We start from the raw sequence: 21,920 nt of genomic DNA on the forward strand, positions 1-21,920 counted from the left end.
TAATTTGCATTGCTTATTCATATAGGTCTTACCGACCTGATTCTGGAAAACTGCCAGATCACATTTTTTTTACATGGAAGGAAATAGGGGCAGCAACATTATTTTCAATAGTAAATTGCCAGAAATCTGAGACTTTCCTTTCAGGAGTAATTATCAGGACAAATGTGATTGCATTCTTAGCCCGTTCTCTGAGTAAACAGACAGCTCTGCGTCAGGATTGGCAGTTTTTTACTTCTGTCAGGGTCGAAAAATTGATAACCCGATACTTTTGATTTCCAGTTCAGAGACTCTTATATACTTTGGATCTATGTGCCACTTTAACTACATTGATGATTAGCACTTGATCTCGAATTTCGTAAATAATTCTATATAACCCTTGTCTGACTCTATAGTGCTCTGAGCCAGAAAGCTTTTTACAACCCTCCCCTCGGGGATCCTCCGTCAGTCTTTCAATAGCATCCAGAATTTTTTTAACATCTTTGTTAGGGATACTTTTAAAATCTTTACTCACAGATTTTTTAAAGGTGACTTTATATTTTGCCATCGCTTCTTAGCTCATTCAGAAAATCCTCATAGCTGACATCAGGCTCGTTAGAGCGCTCTGATATGGCAGATAAGTCTTCCTGATCCTCTCGCATAAATAAACGAACAGCTTCGTCAACTAATTCAGATACGGACACATCTGAAGATGCAGCTCGCATTTTTAACGCTTGATGGATAGCTGGTTCAAAGTAAACAGTAGAACGCTTTGATAAATTGCTCATTGTAAAACTCACCATTAATTCGGAGTTAAAACATCATAACACCACAATATTTTACTGCCAATTTTACAAAGTAACTAAAGAATAATGTCCTGCGAAGGCGTTTGGAGTACTGATAGCGAAGTATTTTTGCGAGATAGGTCGAAAGGGAAAAGTAAAGCACTAATTTGGTTAATGCTGTTGGAATAAGTTCTGAAATGAAGTTATAAACCCTGGTATTAAAGAGAGCTGCGGGTTTTGAAGGCCCGGCCCAATGTATTGCTGTCAACCTGCTCTAATTCACCACCAATAGGTACCCCCTGAGCCAGGCGAGTGACAGGAATATCCAGCCCCTTGCACATCTCAGTGATGTAATAGGCCGTGGCCTCTCCTTCCATGGTGAAGTTGGTGGCTAAGATCACCTCATTCACAGCGCCCTCAGTCAGACGTTGCTGTAATAAAGGCATCCCAATTTCAGACGGACCTAAACCATCAAGTGGTGACAATTTCCCCATCAGCACAAAGTACAAACCAGAAAATTCACCACTTTGCTCTATGGCAATAACATCCTGTGGACTTTCCACTACACAGAGCAATCCCGAAGCTGTGCGCTCTTCATCACTGCAAATCTCACACAAACGCTGCTCGGTAAAATTCCGGCAAGTTTCACAATGCTGTACGTGCTCCATCGCATCGTGTAGCGCTGCGCTCAACTTTAGCGCTCCGGTGCGATTTTTTTGCAATAACGAGAATGCCATGCGCTGGGCACTTTTTGCTCCAACGCCAGGCAAACAGCGTAAACTGTCGATTAACTCATTAATCAGTGGGCTGAACTTCATCCGAATTTATCGCCTGTCAGACCCTTTAATTAAAACGGCATTTTAAAGCCGGGAGGTAACGGCATACCACCCGTCGCTTCTGACATTTTTTCCTGAGAAGCCTCAGCAACACGGCGCACTGCGTCATTAACCGCTGCCGCCATTAAATCTTCAATGAGCTCTTTGTCGTCTTCCATCAGGCTGTCGTCCAAATCAACGCGCTTGATGTTGTGATTGCCCATCATGGTAACTTTAACCATGCCCGCACCGGCTTCGCCTACCACTTCCAGGTTGGCGATATCTTCCTGTGCTTTTTGCATTTTTTCCTGCAATTGCTGGGCTTGTTTCATAATGTTGCCCATACCACCGCCTTTAAACATAATCTTCTCCGATGTTATCTTGGTTCAATTGTATCGTTGAGTACAGAGCCGGAAAAAGCCTCACAAAGGGCCGTGACGCCTCTGTCCTCATGTATTGTTTTTTCAGCATGTTGCTGACGCATATTATTTATTGCATATTGCACGGCTGCCGGCGTATCGATGACTTCCCCAATGTGGGCAGAAACGCGCACATCGTGCTGGAGCGTTTCAGATAGCGCTTCTTCAATAGCGTTTAGTGCAGTATCTGTAAACAGATGCCGTTGATGCTCCGACACCATCAGCTTTACATTGTCGCCCTGTAAAACATAATTACTATGCAGGGCCAACTGTTTGTTTAATCCACCAATGCCAGATTGTTCAATTAGCTGACTCCAGGTATCCAGTTGACTGGCTTTTGTCACCTTTTTGTCATTGACCTTAAAGGGGATCTCAAAATCCACGGATACCTTAGGAATAGGCCCGGCAAAGAGTTCATGATAATCTTCTTCATCATCCTCAGAGTGGGATTCAGTGTCCCCGGTATCTGCAGATGCTACAGACGTATCTGCCTGTTCATCATCGGTATCCCAGGGAACATCATCATCACCGGCCGACCATTCAGCTGCATAACCGGCACCTGCAGACGCCGTGTCCGCGTTGTCAGTATCGCTTTCTTCCGGTAGCTCGCCCGCTTTTGCCTCTGCCAGATGTTCATTATCTCTCGCAGCTTCACTGTCGTTTAGTTGCGCGTCAGGATGTTCCTGTACAAAAGACTCCGCCGAAAATAATTCTTCCGGCTCTGCTGTTTCGTCGGTTTGTTCCAACTGTGCAGATTCTGAGTGGCTATGTTCCTCAGTATCAGAGATATGAGGTTGAACAGCGTTATTTGCAAGACCTGCTTCGGTCGTTGCTGACAAAGTCGACTTAACAGCCTCACCCGTTTGTAATATGTCATCCTGGTAGACCCCGGGACCAGGCTTATCTGCTGCCCTGCTTTGCTCATTGCCAGCGTCAGAAAGCGCCACCTCGTCATTGGTGACCTCAGGTGCTTTAACGGGAGGTTTGCTGTCATTACTGACTACTGCCCCGGATTCCCGTGGCGCTTTTTCACTCTCGTAACTGCTGGGTTTCTCGGTACTTTTTTCTTCTTCAGTGACCTTTGCCAGGGTGCCCATTAATTCCAGTAATGAATGGGTATTTTGAGACGATGACTTTTGATTTTCAGCGGCTGTTTTAGCCTGACTTCCTGAAACGGGTTCAACCATAGCGGTATGATGACTGTCTTCAGGTTGCACATTCTCATAACTGACCGACATATCCCCCATTGCCGAGAGCATCTGATAATCATCGACGGTTGATTCCTCAGCGTAGTCGTGCTCCGGATAGAGATTAGCTTCGAACGGGTTGTTTATGTGGCTATGCCCTTCTGCGCCTGAGTGATTGCCAGTATTACTGACTGTTAAGGCTTCAGAATCATTATTGTTCGCTACGCTTGCTTGCCGATGATCAGCATTTTCCGCCTCAGGGGCTCTGTCGTCCCCGGAGAGATTGTCAATATCAGAAGATTCAGACTTGTGTGTATCGGCAACCTGAGCTTTAGCTGGTCTAAGGCTTTCCGCCTGCTCCAGAATTTCTGTTATTTCAGTCTGCAGAACAGTAATTGTGGCATCAGACTCTTCCTCACTTTCCGGAAAACTGTCATCACCGCCGTCCAAACTGTCTTCCAATGACGAGGCTACTTGTTGAGTAACTTTGTTTGGGTCACTTTCTGCAGGAGACGGCTCTGCGGAGATTGCATCAATCAACGGCGTCAGAGTTTTTTTTTCAGCCTCTTTGTCTGATATTGTGTCCTCTGATTCAGGCATCAGCGCATCATTTTCTTGTTTACCAGCAGATTGAGCCGTTGGGAATTGCGCAAGCGAACCAATATTTTCTGCGGCTTCGCTCGCTGCAGTTTTGAATTTCTCCAGATTAGCGGCGATGTTATCTGGCATAAATGCCAACATTCGCAACACTGTCATTTCGAATCCAATTCGCGCTTCCTGAGCCCAGTCAATATCTTTGCGCCCCTGCAAGGCAATCTGATACAAAAGCTGCACCTGCTCAGGAGGAACAGAGCGAGCCCAGTTAAATACCAGCCGCGCCTGAGTTGTTTCCAGTTTGCAGGCTTCCGGTACAAACTGAGTTAAGGCAATCTGATGGAAAGCACTCATGAGTTCTGATAGCGCGCTCTTAAAGTCAGCACCACTGAGGGCCAACTCTTCCACCAGCTGAAACACCTGGTGCTTTTCTTTTTTTAGTATGGCCTGAATGATTCGGCTGATTTTATCGTTATCAATCAAACCCAGCATGTCAGTGACCACTGCCGATCTGACTTCACCATTGCCCTGCGCAATTGCCTGGTCGGTCAGACTCAGTGCGTCACGCATGCTGCCGTGAGCTGACTTGGCTAACAGCGCCAGGGCTTGTTCGTCAAAGGGCAAATGCTCTTGCTGCAGAATGTAAGACAACTGACCACTGATTTGTTCTCTGGTTAAGGCTTTCAGATTAAACTGCAAACAACGAGATAAAATGGTGATCGGTAACTTTTGCGGATCTGTGGTGGCCAATAAAAATTTAACGTGCGGTGGTGGCTCTTCTAAGGTTTTTAACAGAGCGTTGAAACTGTGCTTAGACAGCATGTGTACCTCATCAATAAGATACACTTTATAGTCCCCGCGCGTTGGGCGATATTGCACATTGTCGAGCAACTCTCGGGTATCTTCCACTTTAGTTCGGGAAGCGGCATCGATTTCTAATAAATCGACAAAATTGCCCTGCTCAATATCTTTACAACTTGAACATACCCCACAAGGGTTGGAAGACATGCCCTGTTCGCAATTGAGACTTCGGGCAAAGATACGGGCTATCGTGGTTTTCCCCACCCCTCGGGTGCCGGTAAACAAATAAGCATGATGTAGTCGGTTGTTGTCTAAGGCATTACTGATAGCGTTAACAACGTGTTCCTGCCCGACTAATTCAGAAAACTTTCCTGGACGCCATTTTCTGGCCAGCACCTGATAACTCAAGGGAATTAATCTCCGTCAAACTGACACAAGGCAGCACTCTTGATACCGTGTTCAGCTAACTTTTGCTCTCCACCTAAATCCGGTAATGACACCACAAAACCTGCGTGCTCGACGACACCGCCCAGCTGGCGTATCAGGTTTGCAGTGGCCACCATAGTGCCACCCGTCGCCAGCAAATCATCAATCATCAGCACTTTTTCGCCGTGAAAAACCGCATCCTTATGCATCTCAAGACAGTCTTCGCCGTATTCTAATTGATAGCTTTCACTAATCACTTCTCTGGGCAGCTTACGAGGTTTGCGAACCGGCACAAAACCAATGCCTAATTCCAGCGCTAAAGGTGCGCCAAAAATAAATCCTCGCGCTTCAGTGCCTGCGACACGGTCAAAAGACATGCCGGAAAATTGTTCAGCCAGTAACTGGATAGACAATTTAAACGCTTTAGGGTCCTGCATCAGCGACGTGACGTCGCGAAACATGATACCAGGCTTGGGGTAGTCCGGTACGGTTACAATTGCGGATTTAACGATTTCAGCAGTCAAAATAACGTTTCCTTGAATATCTTGTGTTACAAAAACACGCCAATGCCAACAATAATATGCATTAAAGGAAACAATACCGCCGCTACAAGAATTGCGACAACATACTTCATGTTAAACGGGTCGTGTGGACCGTCATGTGGTTCGTGTGCCATGTTACTTTCACCTGATAAAACAATGCCTCAATGTTAATCATTTTAGCCCTGCGAGGCAATCAGATGCGGTGAAACTTGCTGATAACTGTACAGAATCAGAACAATTATATTTAAGTGGGTATAAATATTTGTTTTTGGAGCATTTCCAAAACGATATCCTGGGTGGCTTTTTCCACCTGTTCCACGGGTAAGTGGGGTAACACTGTCTGCATGATTTGTTGCAATTCAGACAAACTACTTACCTCCTGCTCTAACAATTGATTAATTAAAAAAGCGGTAACCTGATTGATCTGAGAAAAGTGAACACTATCACTGTGGTCGCGATGCACGACAAAGTAGTTAGGTTCTGCAGACAATTGAGTAGGAATAAACTTCGCAGAAATCTGATGAACCGGCCAATGATAGCTCACCAATTCGGCTAATGGTGACACCCTGATGGACGAGAACGCATCGCCGGTTTGCCACCTGATAAAAGCCTCAGTCTTTCGAACACTCAGATCAAGTTCCAGCCACTCATAATGTGCCAGCTCAGCGATAAATGGATAGGGATACTCCTGTTCCAGTAACTCATTTGCCAGGTACTCTACAAACTCTTTACTGATATCAACGAAATAAGGTGAACGACAATCATGGGTTTTAAAGAAATGTCTTGCCATTGCCAGCCATTGCGCCTCATGCACAACGGCAGTTAGTACGGGAAACCCGGAATTTAAAAAGCCCAGAATATTGTTAAAAAACAAATCCCGGTAAATCTGCATTCGGCGCTCTTCAATATCGGGCAAAGTGGCCACATTATCCGGGTCTCGTATATGCGCCATAAAATCAGCCTGAGTTTGTTTAAAGCCCATTATCAGGCCCTCATACTGTTTGTTTGTTGATATTTAGCCTGAATACGTTTTATTTTATGTACTTCTTTGAGTAGTTCCTGCATGGGTGGAATATTAAAGTCCCGCTCCAGTAAGGTGGGAAAAACACCATGAATTTGATAGGCCCTGTCCAGCAAACTCCAGACCTCCTCTATCACATCCGCACCATGGGTATCAACAATGAGGTCTTCTGCTTCATTGTAGTGTCCGGCAATATGACCATATGCGATTTTTCCAGTGGGTAGTGCTTCAAGGAATGAGACCGGGTCATAGCCATGGTTAATGGCATTAACATAAATATTGTTTACGTCCAGAAGCAATAAACAGCCTGACTGTTCCAGCACCTGTTGGGTAAATTCCAACTCAGACATTTCCTGTCCCGGCGCAGCATAATAAGACACATTTTCTAACACCAGTGGTCGTTGCAAAATTTCCTGTACCTGATGGATCCTGCTAACTACGTGCTGCACTGCTTCAGGAGTAAAAGGAATCGGCATAAGATCATACATATGACCTTTGCCTGAGCAATAACTTAAATGCTCGCTGTAGTACAAGATATTGTGTTGCTCCAGAAAAGATTTCACCTGTTTGACAAAGTTGACATCCAGCTTTTCAGGTGACCCAATGGATAAAGATAAGCCATGACTGACAAAACGCTTATTGTCAGTATAAGCCTGTAGTTGCCTTGCGTATTTTCCACCAAAGGGTATCCAGTTTTCAGGGGCCACTTCCCAAAAGTCCACATCGGCAGGCAATCCATCGTGTAACTCTGCTGACATTTCTCGCCTGAACCCCAGTCCTGCGCCTGACAATTGATGCATTTATATTCTCCTTTGATGACAGCCCGCCCCTGGACGGAAGCCCGGATCAAAAAAGGCTGGTACCCCAGCCTTCTTAACTTGTCAGTGAGGGGTTAGGCCTGTCCACCGCATTTACCTTCACCACACTTACCTTCTTTGCCTTTTTTATCTTCTTTTTTGTCGCCGCCGCATTTGCCTTCGCCACACTTACCTTCTTTACCGGATTTGTCGCCACCGCACTTGCCTTCGCCGCACTTACCTTCTTTACCGGATTTGTCGCCGCCGCATTTGCCTTCGCCGCACTTACCTTCTTTTTTGGTTTTACCTTCTTTTCCAGACTTGTCGCCGCCACACTTGCCTTCGCCGCACTTACCTTCTTTTTCGGTTTTACCTTCTTTGCCAGACTTGTCGCCGCCACACTTGCCTTCGCCGCACTTAGCTTCTTTTTCCGACTTACCTTCTTTACCGGATTTGTCGCCACCGCACTTGCCTTCGCCGCACTTACCTTCCGCGGCACTTTGCATGTAACCAGAATCCAAAGTACTTATAGCGAAAGGACTGGCATTTGCCTGTACGCTAACGGATGCCAAAGAACCGATGACTACAGCACCTAAAGCTGTTGCAATACCTGACTTTTTAACTTGTTTCATAGTTGATTCCTTAAATCAATGTTGATAAGCACGACATCTTTAAATCGTTTCCATCAGTATAGACCTGGTTAGATAAAAAACGATTTCATTAATCGTTTTATTTGGGAGTTTTAACCTAAAAATCCAGAATTTGAGACGATTCGAACCAGGGGCTGTTAAACTTTGCGGTACAATTTTACAGCGAAGAGCAACAGCCCCTGATAGCTATCAATAATAATATATGTGCGGAAAAACACGCCTGCACTGAAAAGCAGACATAAAAAAAGCCCTTTCGGGCTTTTTCTAAATTAAATCGATATACCTCGATTTTTAGCTTTTTCTTTTATGTAAGGCTCCCAGGCTTTGGCATTTCGGGCAACAGAGCTATCTTTAGCTGCTTCCTTAACATGCACATAAGCTTGTTTGAACTTACCTTGATAGAAATATGCTTCCATTATTGCCATCTGAATTGAGCCGGTTTTATCACTGCCAGCGTCCAGCGCTTTTTGTAATGCAGTAATAGCTTCCGGATACTTTTCAGCTGACAACAGCAAAGTGCCTTGCTTGCGATAGTGTTCAGCATCGTTTCCGATAGCTGCAGCACGACCATAATAATCAGCAGCCTTCAGGTAATCCTTCGCGCGATGCCAGGCATTGGCAACACGAGATAATGTATCTTCGTCGGCTTTTAACAAACCGGACTTAAGATATTTTTCCTGAATTACAGCAGACTTATAGGGGACTTCTAATGTCCCGTAAAGCTGTGCTAACGCTCTGATCTCAGACGCTTTCTCGAGATAGCCACGAGTATAAGCTAACTCAAACGTCTGCATTGCCTTATTATAGTCTTCTACCAACATGTAGAAGAAACCTAACTGCGTCCACCATTGTTTGTTTTCGGGGAATAATTTAACTAAGATTTCCGCCACTTCAATGGTTTCTTTGTACATCTTGCGCTCATAGTAAGAGGTCAATTTCAGTACATAAGGGTTTTTGTTAGGTTTGTCGTACATTGCAATTGCTTTATTGGCAGGTGCAATCATCTCTGGCAGTTGTTTATTTTCGTAATGAGCCTGAGCCATACGGGTATAAACATCAGCATCTTCTTTACAGGTAAAGTCCATCCATTTGTTGTAGAACTCAATTGCCTGCTTGAAGTTGCGTTGCTGCATGTTCAAATCGCCGATCAAACGCAATGTTTGAGCATGTTCATTGTCATTCAGCTCTTGGTCTTTAACCGCTCTTAGCAAATAATCTAATGCATTTTGCCCCTGGCCTTCCTGTGAAGCGAGCAAGTTACCCAAAAACCGATCGACATACGCGCGGTCAAATGGGTCACTGGTTTCGATTTCTCTCAAAATCTCAATTGCTTCATCAATCAGGTCAGCAGAATAAGCTTCAAACGCGCCCTGCACCTTTTTACCGGTTCTTTGACCCGGTATGCTGGTTGGGCCACGCTTGTAATCTGGACACAAAATAGGTGGCGTTTGGGCCTGAGCAGTGCCTGTGGCCAATAACCCCACAGACAACACTGATGCACCTAAAAGCTTAGCGATTGATGATTTCACGTTAATCATTGATCACCCTCCAATTTGAAGTCCAATTGCACTTTCATGTTAAATTGCTTGACCGGTTTACCGTCAACAATTTTAGGCTTGTACTTCCACTTTCTCAACGCGCGTTTTGCTTCGCGATCAAATACACGCTTTGGTTCAGCTTCGATTACTTCAACATCTTCAACTCCACCGACTTCATTGATGGTAAACGACAGTCTTACCCATCCTTCTTTACCATCCCGGGCAGCCTGAATTGGGTATCTGGGTTCAATACGCACGATTGGTGTTGCTTCACCATCGCGCTGCATTGAGCCTGGACCACCGATATCAATGCTGGCACCACCTAAGTCCACACCCGGCATGTTAAATGACATACCATCAGTGTTTGCATCGGCAACCTCAGGTTCTGTAGGTTGCACCTTTGGCGGCTGTTGTGGTGGCGGCGGTGGCGGAGGCGGAACGCGTGTTCTGGTTTGAACAGATGCGTCCGGCTCGTTCATCACGATGTCGATAATTGGCGGTGGTGGCGATTCTTCTGGCGGACGTTGTGAGTTAGAAATTAACTCAGCCATTACGAAGAACAAGGCAAAAGTAATCGCAGCACCAACGATGATTGAAACGATAATTCTACCCATAATTAACCACCTATCGCCGCGACCGCTATGCGATTAACACCTGCGGCTTTTATCTGATCCATAACGTCGACCACTTTTCCGTGTTCAGCGTCTTCATCCGCCTGAACTATAACTACCTCTGAAGCCTGCTCAGCTAAAAGACGTTCAATATTGGCCCTTACCGTACCAGGGTCAATTTGTCTTTTATCTAACCACACATCACCATCAGCAGTTATGGCCACGAAAATGTTGGCACCTTTCTTCAATACCACAGTCTTGGCTGTAGGTTTGTTAACTTCGATGCCTGCTTCTTTGATAAACGATGTAGTAACAATGAAGAAGATAAGCATGATAAACACGATGTCCAGCATGGGCGTCATGTCGATCGCTGCGTCTTCTCCCTGTTCACGTTCTTTGCGAGCCATATAATTCTCTCTCTAGTGATGAGGCAAACTGTCAATCAACTTTTCTTTTGCGATTTTCACTTTGGTTTCGAGACGAGAACTGAAGAACAGTCCTGACAATGCTGCAACCATTCCTGCCATCGTAGGAATTGTCGCCATTGATATACCTGCGGCCATCAAACGAGGGTTACTTGTCCCTTGTGTAGCCATTGTCTCGAATACGGATATCATACCGGTTACCGTACCCAACAGTCCGATTAACGGACACATCGCAACTAGTGTTTTTATTAACAAGATGCGCTCATTTAACTTATCCGATGCTTCGGAAATCCAAGCGTCACGAATTCTATGCGCATACCAGGAAGTGGTGTCTTCACGAGAATCCCATTTAGCAACAATACCTTTGTGCATACCTGGAAAAACTGCGTTAAGAAACCAAAAGCGCTCAATCATAAAAATCCACATTAAGAAGAGCGCTCCTGCGACGACATACAAAACGTCGCCGCCAGTAGCGATAAAATCCCTGACAGATTCCCATGTCTCTATCAGGAATAACATCTTACGCTTTCTCCCCTTCTGCACGTGAAGCTACGATACCAGCAGCTTGCTCGTCGAGAATGTGCAATATGCTCTTGCTCTTACCTGCAGTAATAGCGTGAAGCAGGATTAGTGGTAATGCCGCGATAATACCCTGAGCTGTTGTTACCAACGCCATAGAGATACTTCCCGCCATGATTCTTGGGTCACCTGTACCGAACAAAGTAATTTGCTGGAAGGTCGCGATCATACCGATAACGGTACCCAACAGACCCAATAACGGGGCGATTGCAGCCAAAATCTTAATAATGTTGATACCACTTTCAATCGAAGGCAGTTCTCTCAAAATAGCTTCGTCAACTTTAAGTTCAAGCGTTTCAGTATCTGCACTCTTGTTCTCTTCATAAACTGTCAGAATGCGACCCAGAGGATTTTTAGTTGACGGCGTGTCAATGTTTTTCAATTGCTTTCTGATTGCGCCGCCCATCACTGTCAATGTTACCACTTTATACAGTGCGATTAGCGCACCGATAGCTAACATAACGGTAATGATATAACCTGGGATACCACCTGCGTGGTAACGGTCTTCAAGCGTAGCTGCCTGAGTCAACAGACTCAGAATAGAACCCTGAGACGGGTCAACAAAAAGAGGATTCAGTCCACTTGCTGTCGTGAAAGACTTAGCCGAAGAAACCATGTGACCATCTGGTTGTTTACCCAAAGGCTGTACTTGTTTAAGGTCATCTTTGTACAACAGGTAACCTTCGTCACCGATCAGGTTAAAGGTACCTATACGAGTCACTGTTTGTGTGGAAGAACCGCCGTCCAGACTTACAACGTCTGCCTGGAACTGTGTAATTTTACCTGATTCAGTCATTTCAGTTTGCAGAGCAAACCACATCTCTTCCAGCTCGTTAATATTAGGCAAGCCTTTAGATTCATTGGACAATTTTTCCAACAATTCTGTACGGCCAGGATACTGAGCACTTACGATTGAAGTAGAAATACGTCCATAAGCCTCAGAAGCAGCAGAACGTACTACACCAAACATCTCGCCTAAGGTGCCCACTGCGTTATCCAGCTCAACTTCTTTGTTAGCCAGCGCGATTTCATTGTCTGCGAATTGCTTCTTCAGACGCTCACCGCGATCAGTTTCTGCTCTCAGATCTGCGCGAGCCTTGTTTAATAAGGCTTGCTTGTCCGCACGAGCTGATAAAAATTCAGCTTCGCGTTGCTGATTGATTTTTGCTTCAGAAACGCGGTTTTTCTTAACTTCGTCCAGAAGCTGGTCAAGTGAGCTTTGTGCCATCGCTGGCATCGAAAGTGCGGCTACAGAAGAAGCCACTAATAGTGCTTTAATAGTATTCTTCATTATTATTTACTCCGCCGCGACGATAGGTAGCTTCACCAGGTTCACTGGTTCTAACTTCTTAGCCATCTTGATAGCTTTGTTAACCGAGGACAGGTAACTGTCTTCCATTGCATTCCAGGCACGTGCATTGTTGTCCCAAACCCAACCATTTTTCTGGTCAAGTGACAGAGCAACTAAGGCGGTACGACCTAAATTGAAGAAGTCAGCAGAGATTGTCTGACCGTTGTAATCCAATTCACCCTGATAGGCGTTGATGGTGTTGCCGTAATCCAATTCGATTGAATAGGCGTCCAGAATCAGACGGAACTGCTCAGAAACAGTTACATTGGAGTTACCCATGACTTCTTTCAGGCGAGCGATGCGGTCTTTACGTTGTTGATAACGAATTGGAACGTCTAAATCGACAAATTTTTCCAATGAATCGATCATGTTATACATAAGAGGCACTACGCCCTTTTTAACACCATCGATACCGTCAATTTGACGTTGCAGATCGTCGATTGCTTCTTGTTGGTCTGCAACAAGACGAGCAATATGATCGTTGTATACTTTCAGATTTTCAGTTTCGTCAACCACCTGACGATATTCAATAAGCAAATCTTGAGTTTGCTCGTAAATGCTATTGATTCTTTCTTGGGCTTTCGCTGCAGCCGCGTGATTTTTACCAGCCTCATTTTGCAGATCTTTTAATGGATCTGCTGAGACCAAGGTACTGCCGCCAAGTGCTAAAACACCTACGACAGCTGAGGCAATTAAATTTCTCTTGCTCATCTTGGACATAGTTCCCAACCAATTAAACTTTAATCCTTGTTACATTTGGAATCGCATAACAAGGGACGATATTTGAAAAATTTTTTGTTATTGGAGTCAGTGCCTACTTATTTAATACGGCACTGGGACCCAATGATATTCACATGGATATACAGACTAAGTCAAGCAGCCAAAGGCTCACAGATCAACAATAGCTTAAAAAAAATATAACAAAAATATGAATTTCATCAGCCATTTGTTTAATTATTATGCGAATAAGCTGTAACAGATTGTAAATTTTTGAAACAAGGAATCAGGAGTGCTGCGACAAGGGCTTTGTATACATAAGCTTGCAAGAAATTTGCATAAAACGCTAAAAGATCCGAATAAAATTATAGCAATCCGCAGCAAATTTTTTTTCAGGAAAATTTGGGTGAGTTAATTTCGAACGATACGGTGATTTGTTGACCAGCATCCCCCAATGGCGAAGTCGCGTGCCAAAAGTATGATGGGAATATATATAACCGCCCCACTTCGGCTTTTAGCAATTTCATTACCGATGATGATTCCGGATTTTGCAGCGGCGCTTCACCGATTTTTAGATATCCCCCCTCCTCAGTACCAGAAGATGGTGCTTTATAAGTGGTTAAATAAAACACCCCGGTAAGCTGACTTTCAGCATGTATTTTCGTAGTTTGATAGCCATTGCTATTGAGTTTTACAGAACAAGCCGAGGTTAGCTCAAAATGTGCCTTGTCTGGCCACTGTCGCAATTTTGCGGTTTCCGGCCTGCCTTCTAAATAACTTGCCACCCTGTCGAGCATCCGTTTTTCCAGCTCGTTCAGACAGGAAACTTGAGACTTCCGGAACAAATGGCCCCGCGTTTGAGTCCCATTGTGTAATGACTTGTCCCGGACAGGTTCATTGGCGCGGTGCTTTCGGCTTAGCTCGTCTACCAGATCCCGATAAAGGTTGCCGTCTGTGTTTTTGTCAAACAGCTGGTAACTGCCAATCAAATGCTCAAAATCATAGAGTTTATCAACTTGCTTATCCTTGCTTTGCCCCAGACAAACGGCCCACCATGCCAATGCCTCTGTGTGGTTTGGTGCCGTCTTTAAGATGTCGGTGCAAATAGTCATTGCCTCACTGAACCTTGCCTGGTCCAGGTATATCCGACACACCTCTAACTTATCAGATAAAGGGAGCTCTCGTCCCAGCAGCGACTTTTTAAAACAAGTATTAGCCTGACCTGTATCTCCGGTTGCCAACCAGCAGTTAGCCAGCAAAAATTGGAATATCGGGTCAGTGCCAGAAGCACCCTCACGGCTTTGGAGCAGATTAAACGCCTGTTTGTATTGCCCGACACGCCACAGTCGTCGTATAAAACTGTAGAGTAACCTGGTTTTATCAGGGAATTTGAGTACTGCCTTTTCAAAGCTGCTTAAAAACAACTTGTCTTCCCCGGATTGCCACAAGGTTTCGCTCAATCCGATATGAGATTCCAGACTGGAAAAATTAAGCTTTAGTGCGTTGCGGTAATAAGTGGCAGCTTGTTCAAAGTGCCCCAGATCAAAATAGGTATCTCCTAAGTTGTGCATTAGCTGATAGCTGTGTTTACCACTATTGAGAACAATTTGATATTCTTTCAGGGCTTTTTCAGGTTCGCCATTTTGTCGATAGGCTAACCCCAGATTATGTCTGGCGACGTCGGAGTTTGGTCTTATCTTTAACGCTTTCTGGTAAGCTCTGATGGCTTTTTCAAAGTGCTCACATTCAGAAGCAACCGCACCCAATAAATTATACAGTTCATAATGGCCGGGAAATTTATGTATCTGTGCATTGAGCTCCTGATAGGCCCTTTCATAATCGCCCATCTCTACCAATACGAACATACGGCATTTGAACGCGCCAAAATTGGCGGAATCGCGACGCATTAATTGCTTTAACGTTGTTAAGGCGCCGCTGTAGTCTTGCAACTGTCTTTGGCAAGTTGCGACATTGAGCATGACCTGGGGCTGGTCAGGTTTTATATTCAGAGAGGCCTGCAGATACTTTAATGCCGTTGCGTTGTCACCCTGCGCATGAAAAACCCCTCCGAGAAGTTGTAAAGCGTTGTGCTCCCGCGGAACTCTTTGCAATACCTTCTGATAATATTCTGAGGCACTCCGAAGATCACCAGACTGATGAGCCTGTAACGCTTTTTTAAATAAATCTGCACTCATTCGCTAACTAATACCATTAAACAGTAAGTAACCGGGTTTAAATCCTTAATTCAGCAATCATTAATGGCGTACTGTGCACTATTTTTGAATGCGTCATAACAATATAGCAAGGCGACCAGCCATTTAACCAATACTTGTTGGGCAGTTCTGCGATAAAAAGGCTGACGTTTACAGGCTTTTATATAGGGTAAAATGCACTATATTTCCAGGCTGCTTATAATCCCAGCAAGCCGCTGCTTTGATCATACCTTTACAACCGATTTAGGTCGTGATATTTCGGATTGCAGCTCCCAAAAATACTGATGTGAATCATATTGCGTGGCATTGAGATCGATATCCACCAGAGAATTGGGATCAGAAACTGAAAACTCACTCTTGCCGTAGGCGCTGAGCGGTTGGAACTGTTCTTTCGCTGCAACGAAGTAAGCGACAAAGTCATGCTCGGTCTCGACTACGTAGGGATATTGCAATCCATCATCTGGCATTGAGGCAGCACTGACGGCCAGCACCGTAGCTAATCGGCTATCATCGGCTATCTCATACCTGTTAATCAGGTAGCTGGCCAGTTCGCGATAAAAAGCGTGCCAGCCACCCGGAATGTTCTTTTCTACATTAAAATAATGAACTCCCCAGGTCAGCAGTGGGTAGGTATTCGGATTGGCATTGACGTCGATAAGTAATGTTTCCAAAAACTCAATTGCCTGAATCTCATACTCCCACTGTAAGTACCGAGTGAGGTATCTCAGTAAACCATAACCCTCTGCCATTTCATAAACCTGAAACAGCCCTTTCATGTGCACCAGCTCTTGCTGGGTAAAGCTGTAGGTGGAAAGAATAAAATTATTTTTATCCACTTTAATCTGGTACTTCTTAATGTACTCAGGGTCAGCCATGGGGCTGTTAGGCAGTAATTGAGTTGGATAGGCCTTAACCGAAATATCTTTATCTATATAGCGCTGCAAATCCAACTTAAACGAATCCACAGTTATACCAGGCAGGCCAATCATCAAATCGGTTGAAAGCGGCAACTTTTGTTCAGCAAAGATCTCAGACAATTCATCATAGCGTTCTGTGCGAATGTTTTTGCGGTTGATAACTTCCAGGGTTTTCTCATCTGTGGTTTGTATGGAAATAATCCCCTGACTAATTATCCCTCCCTCGCTGAAAACCTTGATAATATCTACGAGTTTTCGGGTTGAATTCTTTGTGTAATTAACGACAACTTCTTGTGGAAAGCCGTATTTCTTTTTCGTGGCAACAATGTGTTTGGAAATATCAATATCTCTTTCGTACAAACCATAGTTGGCATCGGCAATCCAAATAACCCGGATCTTGTTTCGACCTATCCAGGTAATTTCGTCATACACCCGCTCGAGGTCGAACTTGCGTATTTTCTGGTTAGTGGCTGACCCCCAATCACAAAATGTGCATCCGTAAGGGCAACCTCTGTTAGTCTCTATTATCGCTGCTTCCACCCTGCCCTGATAATTGTCAAAAACGCCAGAAAGATAAGGTGATGGCACGCTGTCCGGTTCTTTCATGCGTTCACGACTTCCGGTGCGAATAATATTGTTGGCAATGGGATCTTTAAAGGTAATGCCCGTCACTTTACTGAGTCTAAAACGATCTATATCGCCATCAGCAGTAAATGACTGCGCCAGGACTTCAAATATTTCAGTGATTGTCACTTCACCTTCACCATGAACGGCAATATCAACCGAAGGATTATCTTTCAGAAAAGTTTCACACGCTTCTGGATAATCGGGTGTACTGGGCCCGCCATGAATGGTGAAATTACCCGAATCATGTTGTTTAATCGCATTGCTGATTTGCATATTCAGGTCTATTGACCACATATAATTGGAAAACAACCATATCCCGGTACCGAATTTTCGATATGGACCATTGATCAAATCAGTCGGTTCCAGATAGGTTATGGGCAAAAACAGAAACTTATCTCGTAACACTCCCGAGTTATGTTCATTTAAGGCATTGAGTAATACCCCTAAAGCCAGCGGAAAATGATTTTCCATATGGGGTACAAAATAAACGGGAATTCGACCGTCCGAATCAACGGCTTTCCAATCCAATTCAATGGTAGGATTGTCAGTGGATTGCGTTGAGAATGAACTTAATTTTGCTTTCTGGGGTGTTTCAATAACAGATTTAGTCACCAGCACCCCGGCATTTAGCATACTTTGCAACCAACAGAAAAGCGCCTGTTGGTCTGCACCGGCAAAATTATTATGGGAAAACAAGGCATCTGGCTTGGTGCCGCCGGCAAATGACAACAGCAAAATTGTTTGTTCACCGGTCAGGCTGACATAGGTGCCCATAGCCGGGGCATAACACACAAACCCGGATTGCGCCAAATAGACACTGTGGTGCATGCTTAGGTAGAATTGTTCATCCATCGAAGTTAGTTTGCCACTATCGGTTACTGGCTGTTCAGATAATGGCACGACCTCAATATCACTGAATGCGTTACATTGATGTTTAACAACTTCTAATTCATTTATTCTGTTTAGTATTTGAGCATCACTGACGCTTTGTCTTAAGCGCTTCCCCATAGCAGTGGAGAAAAAACTTCCAATCACATCACGGTTTTGTTTGTGTCTCAACATTGCATCAATAAGCAGTACGTCCGCCAGCGACAGATTAATTGCGGGATGCACACCAGAAAGTGAAACCAGCATCAGCGTCGACTGACGATAAACAATGGCGGAAGCATGGCTTGGAAAGATGTTTGGCATAAGTGTATTAATTCTATTCAGTCTATAATTTTGTCTGCGCTAGTGCTGGATAACAAAGTGAATAAAACGCCCTATTTCACCATAACTATTAAACAATATCTCATCAGTTTTTATATGATGACCCGCATCTGCCAATGCACCGTTTAACAGTTCACTGTTTTTAGACGCTGCTAATTGCTGCTCCAAACGCAACTTATGCATACTTAATTGCTCAAAGTAATGCAACAACTGCTCTACGTGCTTTGACTTCTGGCTCAGATTTATGGAACTAAACAAGCGCTGTAATCGTTCCGCCACCGTGTGCAGGTCGTACATCAACTCAGAACGCTTAAGTCCAATTACCGCGTTAAGGTTATTGAGTACAGTTGTCTCGAACATTTTAATGTTAGTTGTCTTTTTGAGTTTTCTCAGGGCCTTATCAAGGTCTTTATTTAAAAACAAACGGTAAAAATCCAGAGTGTGCCTGGTTTTTTCAGTGATGATTGAGCCGGGTGTGTGCATCAGAAAAATGCAATCCAGTTGTCCACTATGTAATGACTGCAGTGCTTTCAGGACTCTGTTGAACTGGCCATACTCCGCTGCAAACATTGCAAAGACAACGTCAAAGCACAGCTCTGACTTCAGTACATGACTCAGTGATTCAAAGTTATCTTTGACAATTTTGCTGTGGCTATCAATTTCCATGGTTGGAATTGCAGCATCAACTCCCACTATATGAAGGGGTTGATTTATCTGAACGGGTAACATCTCTCTTAACCATTGAAAATGCTCACCTTTACCACATCCCAAATCCAATAAAGTCTGCACTTCACTGTTTGTCAGTGTAATCTCTTTTAGTTTTACTGCTAACGCATCAGCAACCGGATTGCCATCAGAAAAGGATTTACCAAAAGTATCGAAGTTGCCGTCTTGCCAGTAGGACTGCCAAGGAATAGTTTGCTTATGCATGATAGAAAAGATACCGAGTCTCAATGGTCAATAGCATTGCTTACCATTGCGCCCTTTCGGGTATTGTATGGGTTAATCTTATTGTTATTTGTTTTCATTATATCGGCCCATAAATAAAAAGCCAGCTTGCGCTGGCTTTCTCATTTATGTTTCTCTCTAAGTCAAATTAGAAAGATTGTACGTATCTCGCGTAAACGATACGTCCGTAACCATCGTACAAGTCGAAGTTATAAGAACGGCTACCACCGCCCCCACGGAATGATTCAAGAGGTGGCTCTTTACCGCCAACGTTGTTCACACCAAGAGTAACTTTAGAGTTAAACGGCGTGTGGTAAGTTACGTTGATATCATGAGTAACCCAAGAACCAACGTGACCAATTTGCTCACCGTCAACTACGTTCTCAGCGTTGTCACCGATGTAGTTCAGGTTGTATGCAACGTTGAAGTCACCTACCGCTAATGTGTTTGACCAAACACCTCTGTCTTCTGGCTGACCGATATCACCGATCTCGTTTCTGCCACCGTCAGTTCTGTAATCGAATACATAAGAGTATTGCAGTGAAGAAGTCAGGTCACCAAAACCAAGGTCTTGAGAGTACTTAACGTTCAAGTCAACACCAGAAGTTTCAAGTGTACCATCGTTACCATAACCCTGAACGATACGAGTAATCGCACCAGTAGGTAATCTTTCAACACCTAAACCAGCTGGGATTGGGTCGCCTGCGGCTTCTCTGTTTACCAGCTCCTGAGCATCGAAGAAGTTAATACGTTCTTCAATCTCAATATCGAAGTAATCTAATGAGAAACTTAAGCTGTCAAGCGGTTGATAAGCGATACCCACAGACAACTGCTCAGATTGCTCTGAACTCAGGTTCGGGTTAGCAGTACGCAAACCGTTGATCTGTACAGAACAACCTACTGGCAAACTCAATGCCGCACAGTGAGTGTCATCAGACACAGAGTCAGCTGCGAAAGAATCTTTCTGAGTCAGGATGTCCAGTGTTGGTGCGCGGAAACCTTGTCCCCAACCACCACGAACAACTAAATCTTCCATTGGTTCCCAACGAACAGAGATCTGAGGAGAGAAGTCATCACCATAATCACTGTAGTCATCGTAACGACCCGCTAAGGTGACTTCCAGGTTGTCCATTACTGGCAACAAAGTCTCTACGAAAGCTGCACGTGCAGTACGACCACCACCTGCAGAGTTACCAGAAGAACCACCGATTGCACCAGCTTCAGACAGTGAATCGTATTGGTCGTTGTAATCTTCTTCCCGCCATTCAACACCGAAGATGATTGAAGACATGCCGCCGCCCATTTCGAACAGATCAGTTTGAGCAGAAGCGAAAACTTCGTCCTGGTCATAGATACTGATACGAGAAATGGTTGCTTTCATCGCGTTCAGAACTGAATCTGGGTTTGCGCTTGGGTTTTGCAGATCGTAAGTACCGTCGTTGATGTAAGCTTCTGCAGTGGTACGTACTAAGTAGTTACGACCGATATCGTAAGTTTTGTTTTTAGTACGACGTACACCGAAGTCTACGAAAAAGTCACCCACTTCACCTTCAACCATAACCATCAGGTTCTGCGTATCGTTTTCAACTTCGTTGTCACGATTACCTAATGCGTCAAAACGGTGCCACCAGAAAACTGGTACGTTTGGACCAAATGCTGGGTCATACATCGCACTTTCTGGGTTAGTTGGGTTGTTCGGGCTATCAACCGGGATTGGGTTGCCAGTACCACCAGCGAACGGTGAAGGTGAATCTGGAACTGGTGCATAACGACCGAATGAATCAGTTTTGTTCCAGTTCATTTTAGACAGTAGTTTCCAACCGTCAGCGATTTCATATTCGCTGTTCATGAACAAGCTGGTTACACCAGTAGATGCTTCGTCAGCAGATACTAATGCAAAGTTATAAGCACAACGCTGGCCAGTGATAGAGGCTGCATAGTCAACTTCGTAGAAACCTTCACCGTCGTTACAGCCGCCTGGGAAAGAAGTTACGTTGAAGTCATCAGTGTATGTGCCGTCACCGTTGTCAGTCGCAGTAGAGAAGCTGTTACCGTACAAAGATGCACCTGGTGCATACCAAGGGAAGTCTCTCTGGAATACGATGTCACGATGGTTCCATGAAACACCACCTACGATGTTACCTTTGTCGCTTGAAGTACCGATAATGATCGAGCCTTCTTCACGGTCACCACCTTCGTGCTCAATTTCATGCGCACCAAGTTTGATTTCAACGCCGTTGAATTCTTTTCTGGTGATGATGTTGATTACACCTGCTACTGCGTCAGAACCGTATACCGCTGATGCACCCTGAGTTAATACTTCGATTCGCTCAATGATAGCAGTTGGGATTGAGTTAAGGTCAGCAGAAGAACCTGTTGAAGGCGACTTAGGTAAACGACGACCATCGATAAGTACCAAAGTACGCTCTGAACCTAAACCTCTCAAATCAACAGTAGAAACACCCTGTGCTGAGCTACCTGATTGAGGTCTGAATGAACCAGCAGCGTTGAAGCTGGTGTTACGAAGAAGGTCAGATACAGAAACTTGACCGGAGAACTCTAACTGAGTTCTGTCAATCGTAGTAATTGGAACAGAACCTTCAAGGTCCGCTCTACGTAGACGAGAACCTGTTACTGCGATTTTTTCTACAGCTTCTTCTTGGGCTGCTTCTTCCTGGGCCATTGTTGAACCGCTGAATGCAGCAGTAGAAACGGCACCAAAAGCCATAGCTAGTCGAACTGACTTAGCCAGTTTGGATTTAATATACATGT

General features: G+C 44.5%; 20 protein-coding genes. All 20 read right to left on the reverse strand.

What is annotated here, in order from left to right; translation table 11 throughout:
• Window positions 1–280: 280 nt before the first annotated feature.
• Window positions 281–544, reverse strand: a complete 264-nt coding sequence (locus AC0J20_RS10565; RefSeq protein WP_229528762.1) for a type II toxin-antitoxin system RelE family toxin — start codon at window positions 542–544, stop codon at window positions 281–283.
• The gene (locus tag AC0J20_RS10570) at window positions 531–779 is read right to left on the reverse strand and encodes a ribbon-helix-helix domain-containing protein (protein WP_377307125.1); all 249 of its coding nucleotides are present in this window, start codon (window positions 777–779) and stop codon (window positions 531–533) included. The genes AC0J20_RS10565 and AC0J20_RS10570 overlap by 14 nt, the downstream gene beginning before the upstream one ends.
• 200 nt (window positions 780–979) lie before the next feature.
• Window positions 980–1,579 (reverse strand): recombination mediator RecR, encoded by a 600-nt coding sequence (recR, locus tag AC0J20_RS10575; protein ID WP_473021632.1) that lies wholly within the window; start codon window positions 1,577–1,579, stop codon window positions 980–982.
• Window positions 1,580–1,608: 29 nt separating this feature from the next.
• Complete coding sequence (locus AC0J20_RS10580; protein WP_229528759.1) at window positions 1,609–1,938, reverse strand: YbaB/EbfC family nucleoid-associated protein; 330 nt, start codon at window positions 1,936–1,938, stop codon at window positions 1,609–1,611.
• 14 nt (window positions 1,939–1,952) lie between these two features.
• Window positions 1,953–4,985 carry a DNA polymerase III subunit gamma/tau gene (gene dnaX / locus AC0J20_RS10585; protein WP_473021633.1) on the reverse strand — a complete coding sequence of 1,011 codons (3,033 nt, stop codon included), beginning with the start codon at window positions 4,983–4,985 and terminating at the stop codon, window positions 1,953–1,955.
• 5 nt (window positions 4,986–4,990) lie between these two features.
• On the reverse strand, window positions 4,991–5,527 hold the full coding sequence (apt, locus tag AC0J20_RS10590; protein ID WP_229528757.1) for an adenine phosphoribosyltransferase: 537 nt from the start codon (window positions 5,525–5,527) through the stop codon (window positions 4,991–4,993).
• A 26-nt stretch (window positions 5,528–5,553) separates the two neighbouring features.
• The gene (locus tag AC0J20_RS10595; protein WP_267498185.1) at window positions 5,554–5,679 is read right to left on the reverse strand and encodes a hypothetical protein; all 126 of its coding nucleotides are present in this window, start codon (window positions 5,677–5,679) and stop codon (window positions 5,554–5,556) included.
• Window positions 5,680–5,789: 110 nt separating this feature from the next.
• Window positions 5,790–6,527 carry an HvfC family RiPP maturation protein gene (locus tag AC0J20_RS10600; protein WP_473021634.1) on the reverse strand — a complete coding sequence of 246 codons (738 nt, stop codon included), beginning with the start codon at window positions 6,525–6,527 and terminating at the stop codon, window positions 5,790–5,792.
• A 2-nt stretch (window positions 6,528–6,529) separates the two neighbouring features.
• Window positions 6,530–7,366 (reverse strand): HvfB family MNIO-type RiPP peptide maturase, encoded by an 837-nt coding sequence (locus tag AC0J20_RS10605; protein ID WP_229528755.1) that lies wholly within the window; start codon window positions 7,364–7,366, stop codon window positions 6,530–6,532.
• Between the two features lie 92 nt (window positions 7,367–7,458).
• Window positions 7,459–7,995, reverse strand: a complete 537-nt coding sequence (locus AC0J20_RS10610) for an HvfA family oxazolone/thioamide-modified RiPP metallophore (protein ID WP_473021635.1) — start codon at window positions 7,993–7,995, stop codon at window positions 7,459–7,461.
• A 287-nt stretch (window positions 7,996–8,282) separates the two neighbouring features.
• Window positions 8,283–9,542 carry a tetratricopeptide repeat protein gene (locus tag AC0J20_RS10615; protein ID WP_377307169.1) on the reverse strand — a complete coding sequence of 420 codons (1,260 nt, stop codon included), beginning with the start codon at window positions 9,540–9,542 and terminating at the stop codon, window positions 8,283–8,285.
• 5 nt (window positions 9,543–9,547) lie between these two features.
• Window positions 9,548–10,165 carry an energy transducer TonB gene (locus AC0J20_RS10620; protein ID WP_229528752.1) on the reverse strand — a complete coding sequence of 206 codons (618 nt, stop codon included), beginning with the start codon at window positions 10,163–10,165 and terminating at the stop codon, window positions 9,548–9,550.
• Window positions 10,166–10,167: 2 nt separating this feature from the next.
• Window positions 10,168–10,569 carry an ExbD/TolR family protein gene (locus tag AC0J20_RS10625; RefSeq protein ID WP_229528751.1) on the reverse strand — a complete coding sequence of 134 codons (402 nt, stop codon included), beginning with the start codon at window positions 10,567–10,569 and terminating at the stop codon, window positions 10,168–10,170.
• Between the two features lie 12 nt (window positions 10,570–10,581).
• A complete protein-coding gene (locus AC0J20_RS10630; RefSeq protein ID WP_229528750.1) occupies window positions 10,582–11,106 on the reverse strand; it encodes a MotA/TolQ/ExbB proton channel family protein in 525 nt (174 codons plus the stop codon).
• A gap of 1 nt (window position 11,107) precedes the next feature.
• The gene (locus AC0J20_RS10635) at window positions 11,108–12,457 is read right to left on the reverse strand and encodes a MotA/TolQ/ExbB proton channel family protein (RefSeq protein WP_229528749.1); all 1,350 of its coding nucleotides are present in this window, start codon (window positions 12,455–12,457) and stop codon (window positions 11,108–11,110) included.
• A 6-nt stretch (window positions 12,458–12,463) separates the two neighbouring features.
• Window positions 12,464–13,228, reverse strand: a complete 765-nt coding sequence (locus AC0J20_RS10640; protein WP_229528748.1) for a DUF3450 domain-containing protein — start codon at window positions 13,226–13,228, stop codon at window positions 12,464–12,466.
• A 398-nt stretch (window positions 13,229–13,626) separates the two neighbouring features.
• A complete protein-coding gene (locus tag AC0J20_RS10645; protein WP_473021636.1) occupies window positions 13,627–15,429 on the reverse strand; it encodes a 2OG-Fe(II) oxygenase family protein in 1,803 nt (600 codons plus the stop codon).
• Window positions 15,430–15,671: 242 nt separating this feature from the next.
• Window positions 15,672–18,182 carry a B12-binding domain-containing radical SAM protein gene (locus tag AC0J20_RS10650; protein WP_473021637.1) on the reverse strand — a complete coding sequence of 837 codons (2,511 nt, stop codon included), beginning with the start codon at window positions 18,180–18,182 and terminating at the stop codon, window positions 15,672–15,674.
• A 39-nt stretch (window positions 18,183–18,221) separates the two neighbouring features.
• Complete coding sequence (locus AC0J20_RS10655) at window positions 18,222–19,130, reverse strand: hypothetical protein (protein WP_473021638.1); 909 nt, start codon at window positions 19,128–19,130, stop codon at window positions 18,222–18,224.
• A gap of 166 nt (window positions 19,131–19,296) precedes the next feature.
• Complete coding sequence (locus AC0J20_RS10660) at window positions 19,297–21,918, reverse strand: TonB-dependent receptor (protein ID WP_229528744.1); 2,622 nt, start codon at window positions 21,916–21,918, stop codon at window positions 19,297–19,299.
• Window positions 21,919–21,920 lie beyond the last annotated feature (2 nt).

The organism is Planctobacterium sp. R6 (genome assembly GCF_055755215.1).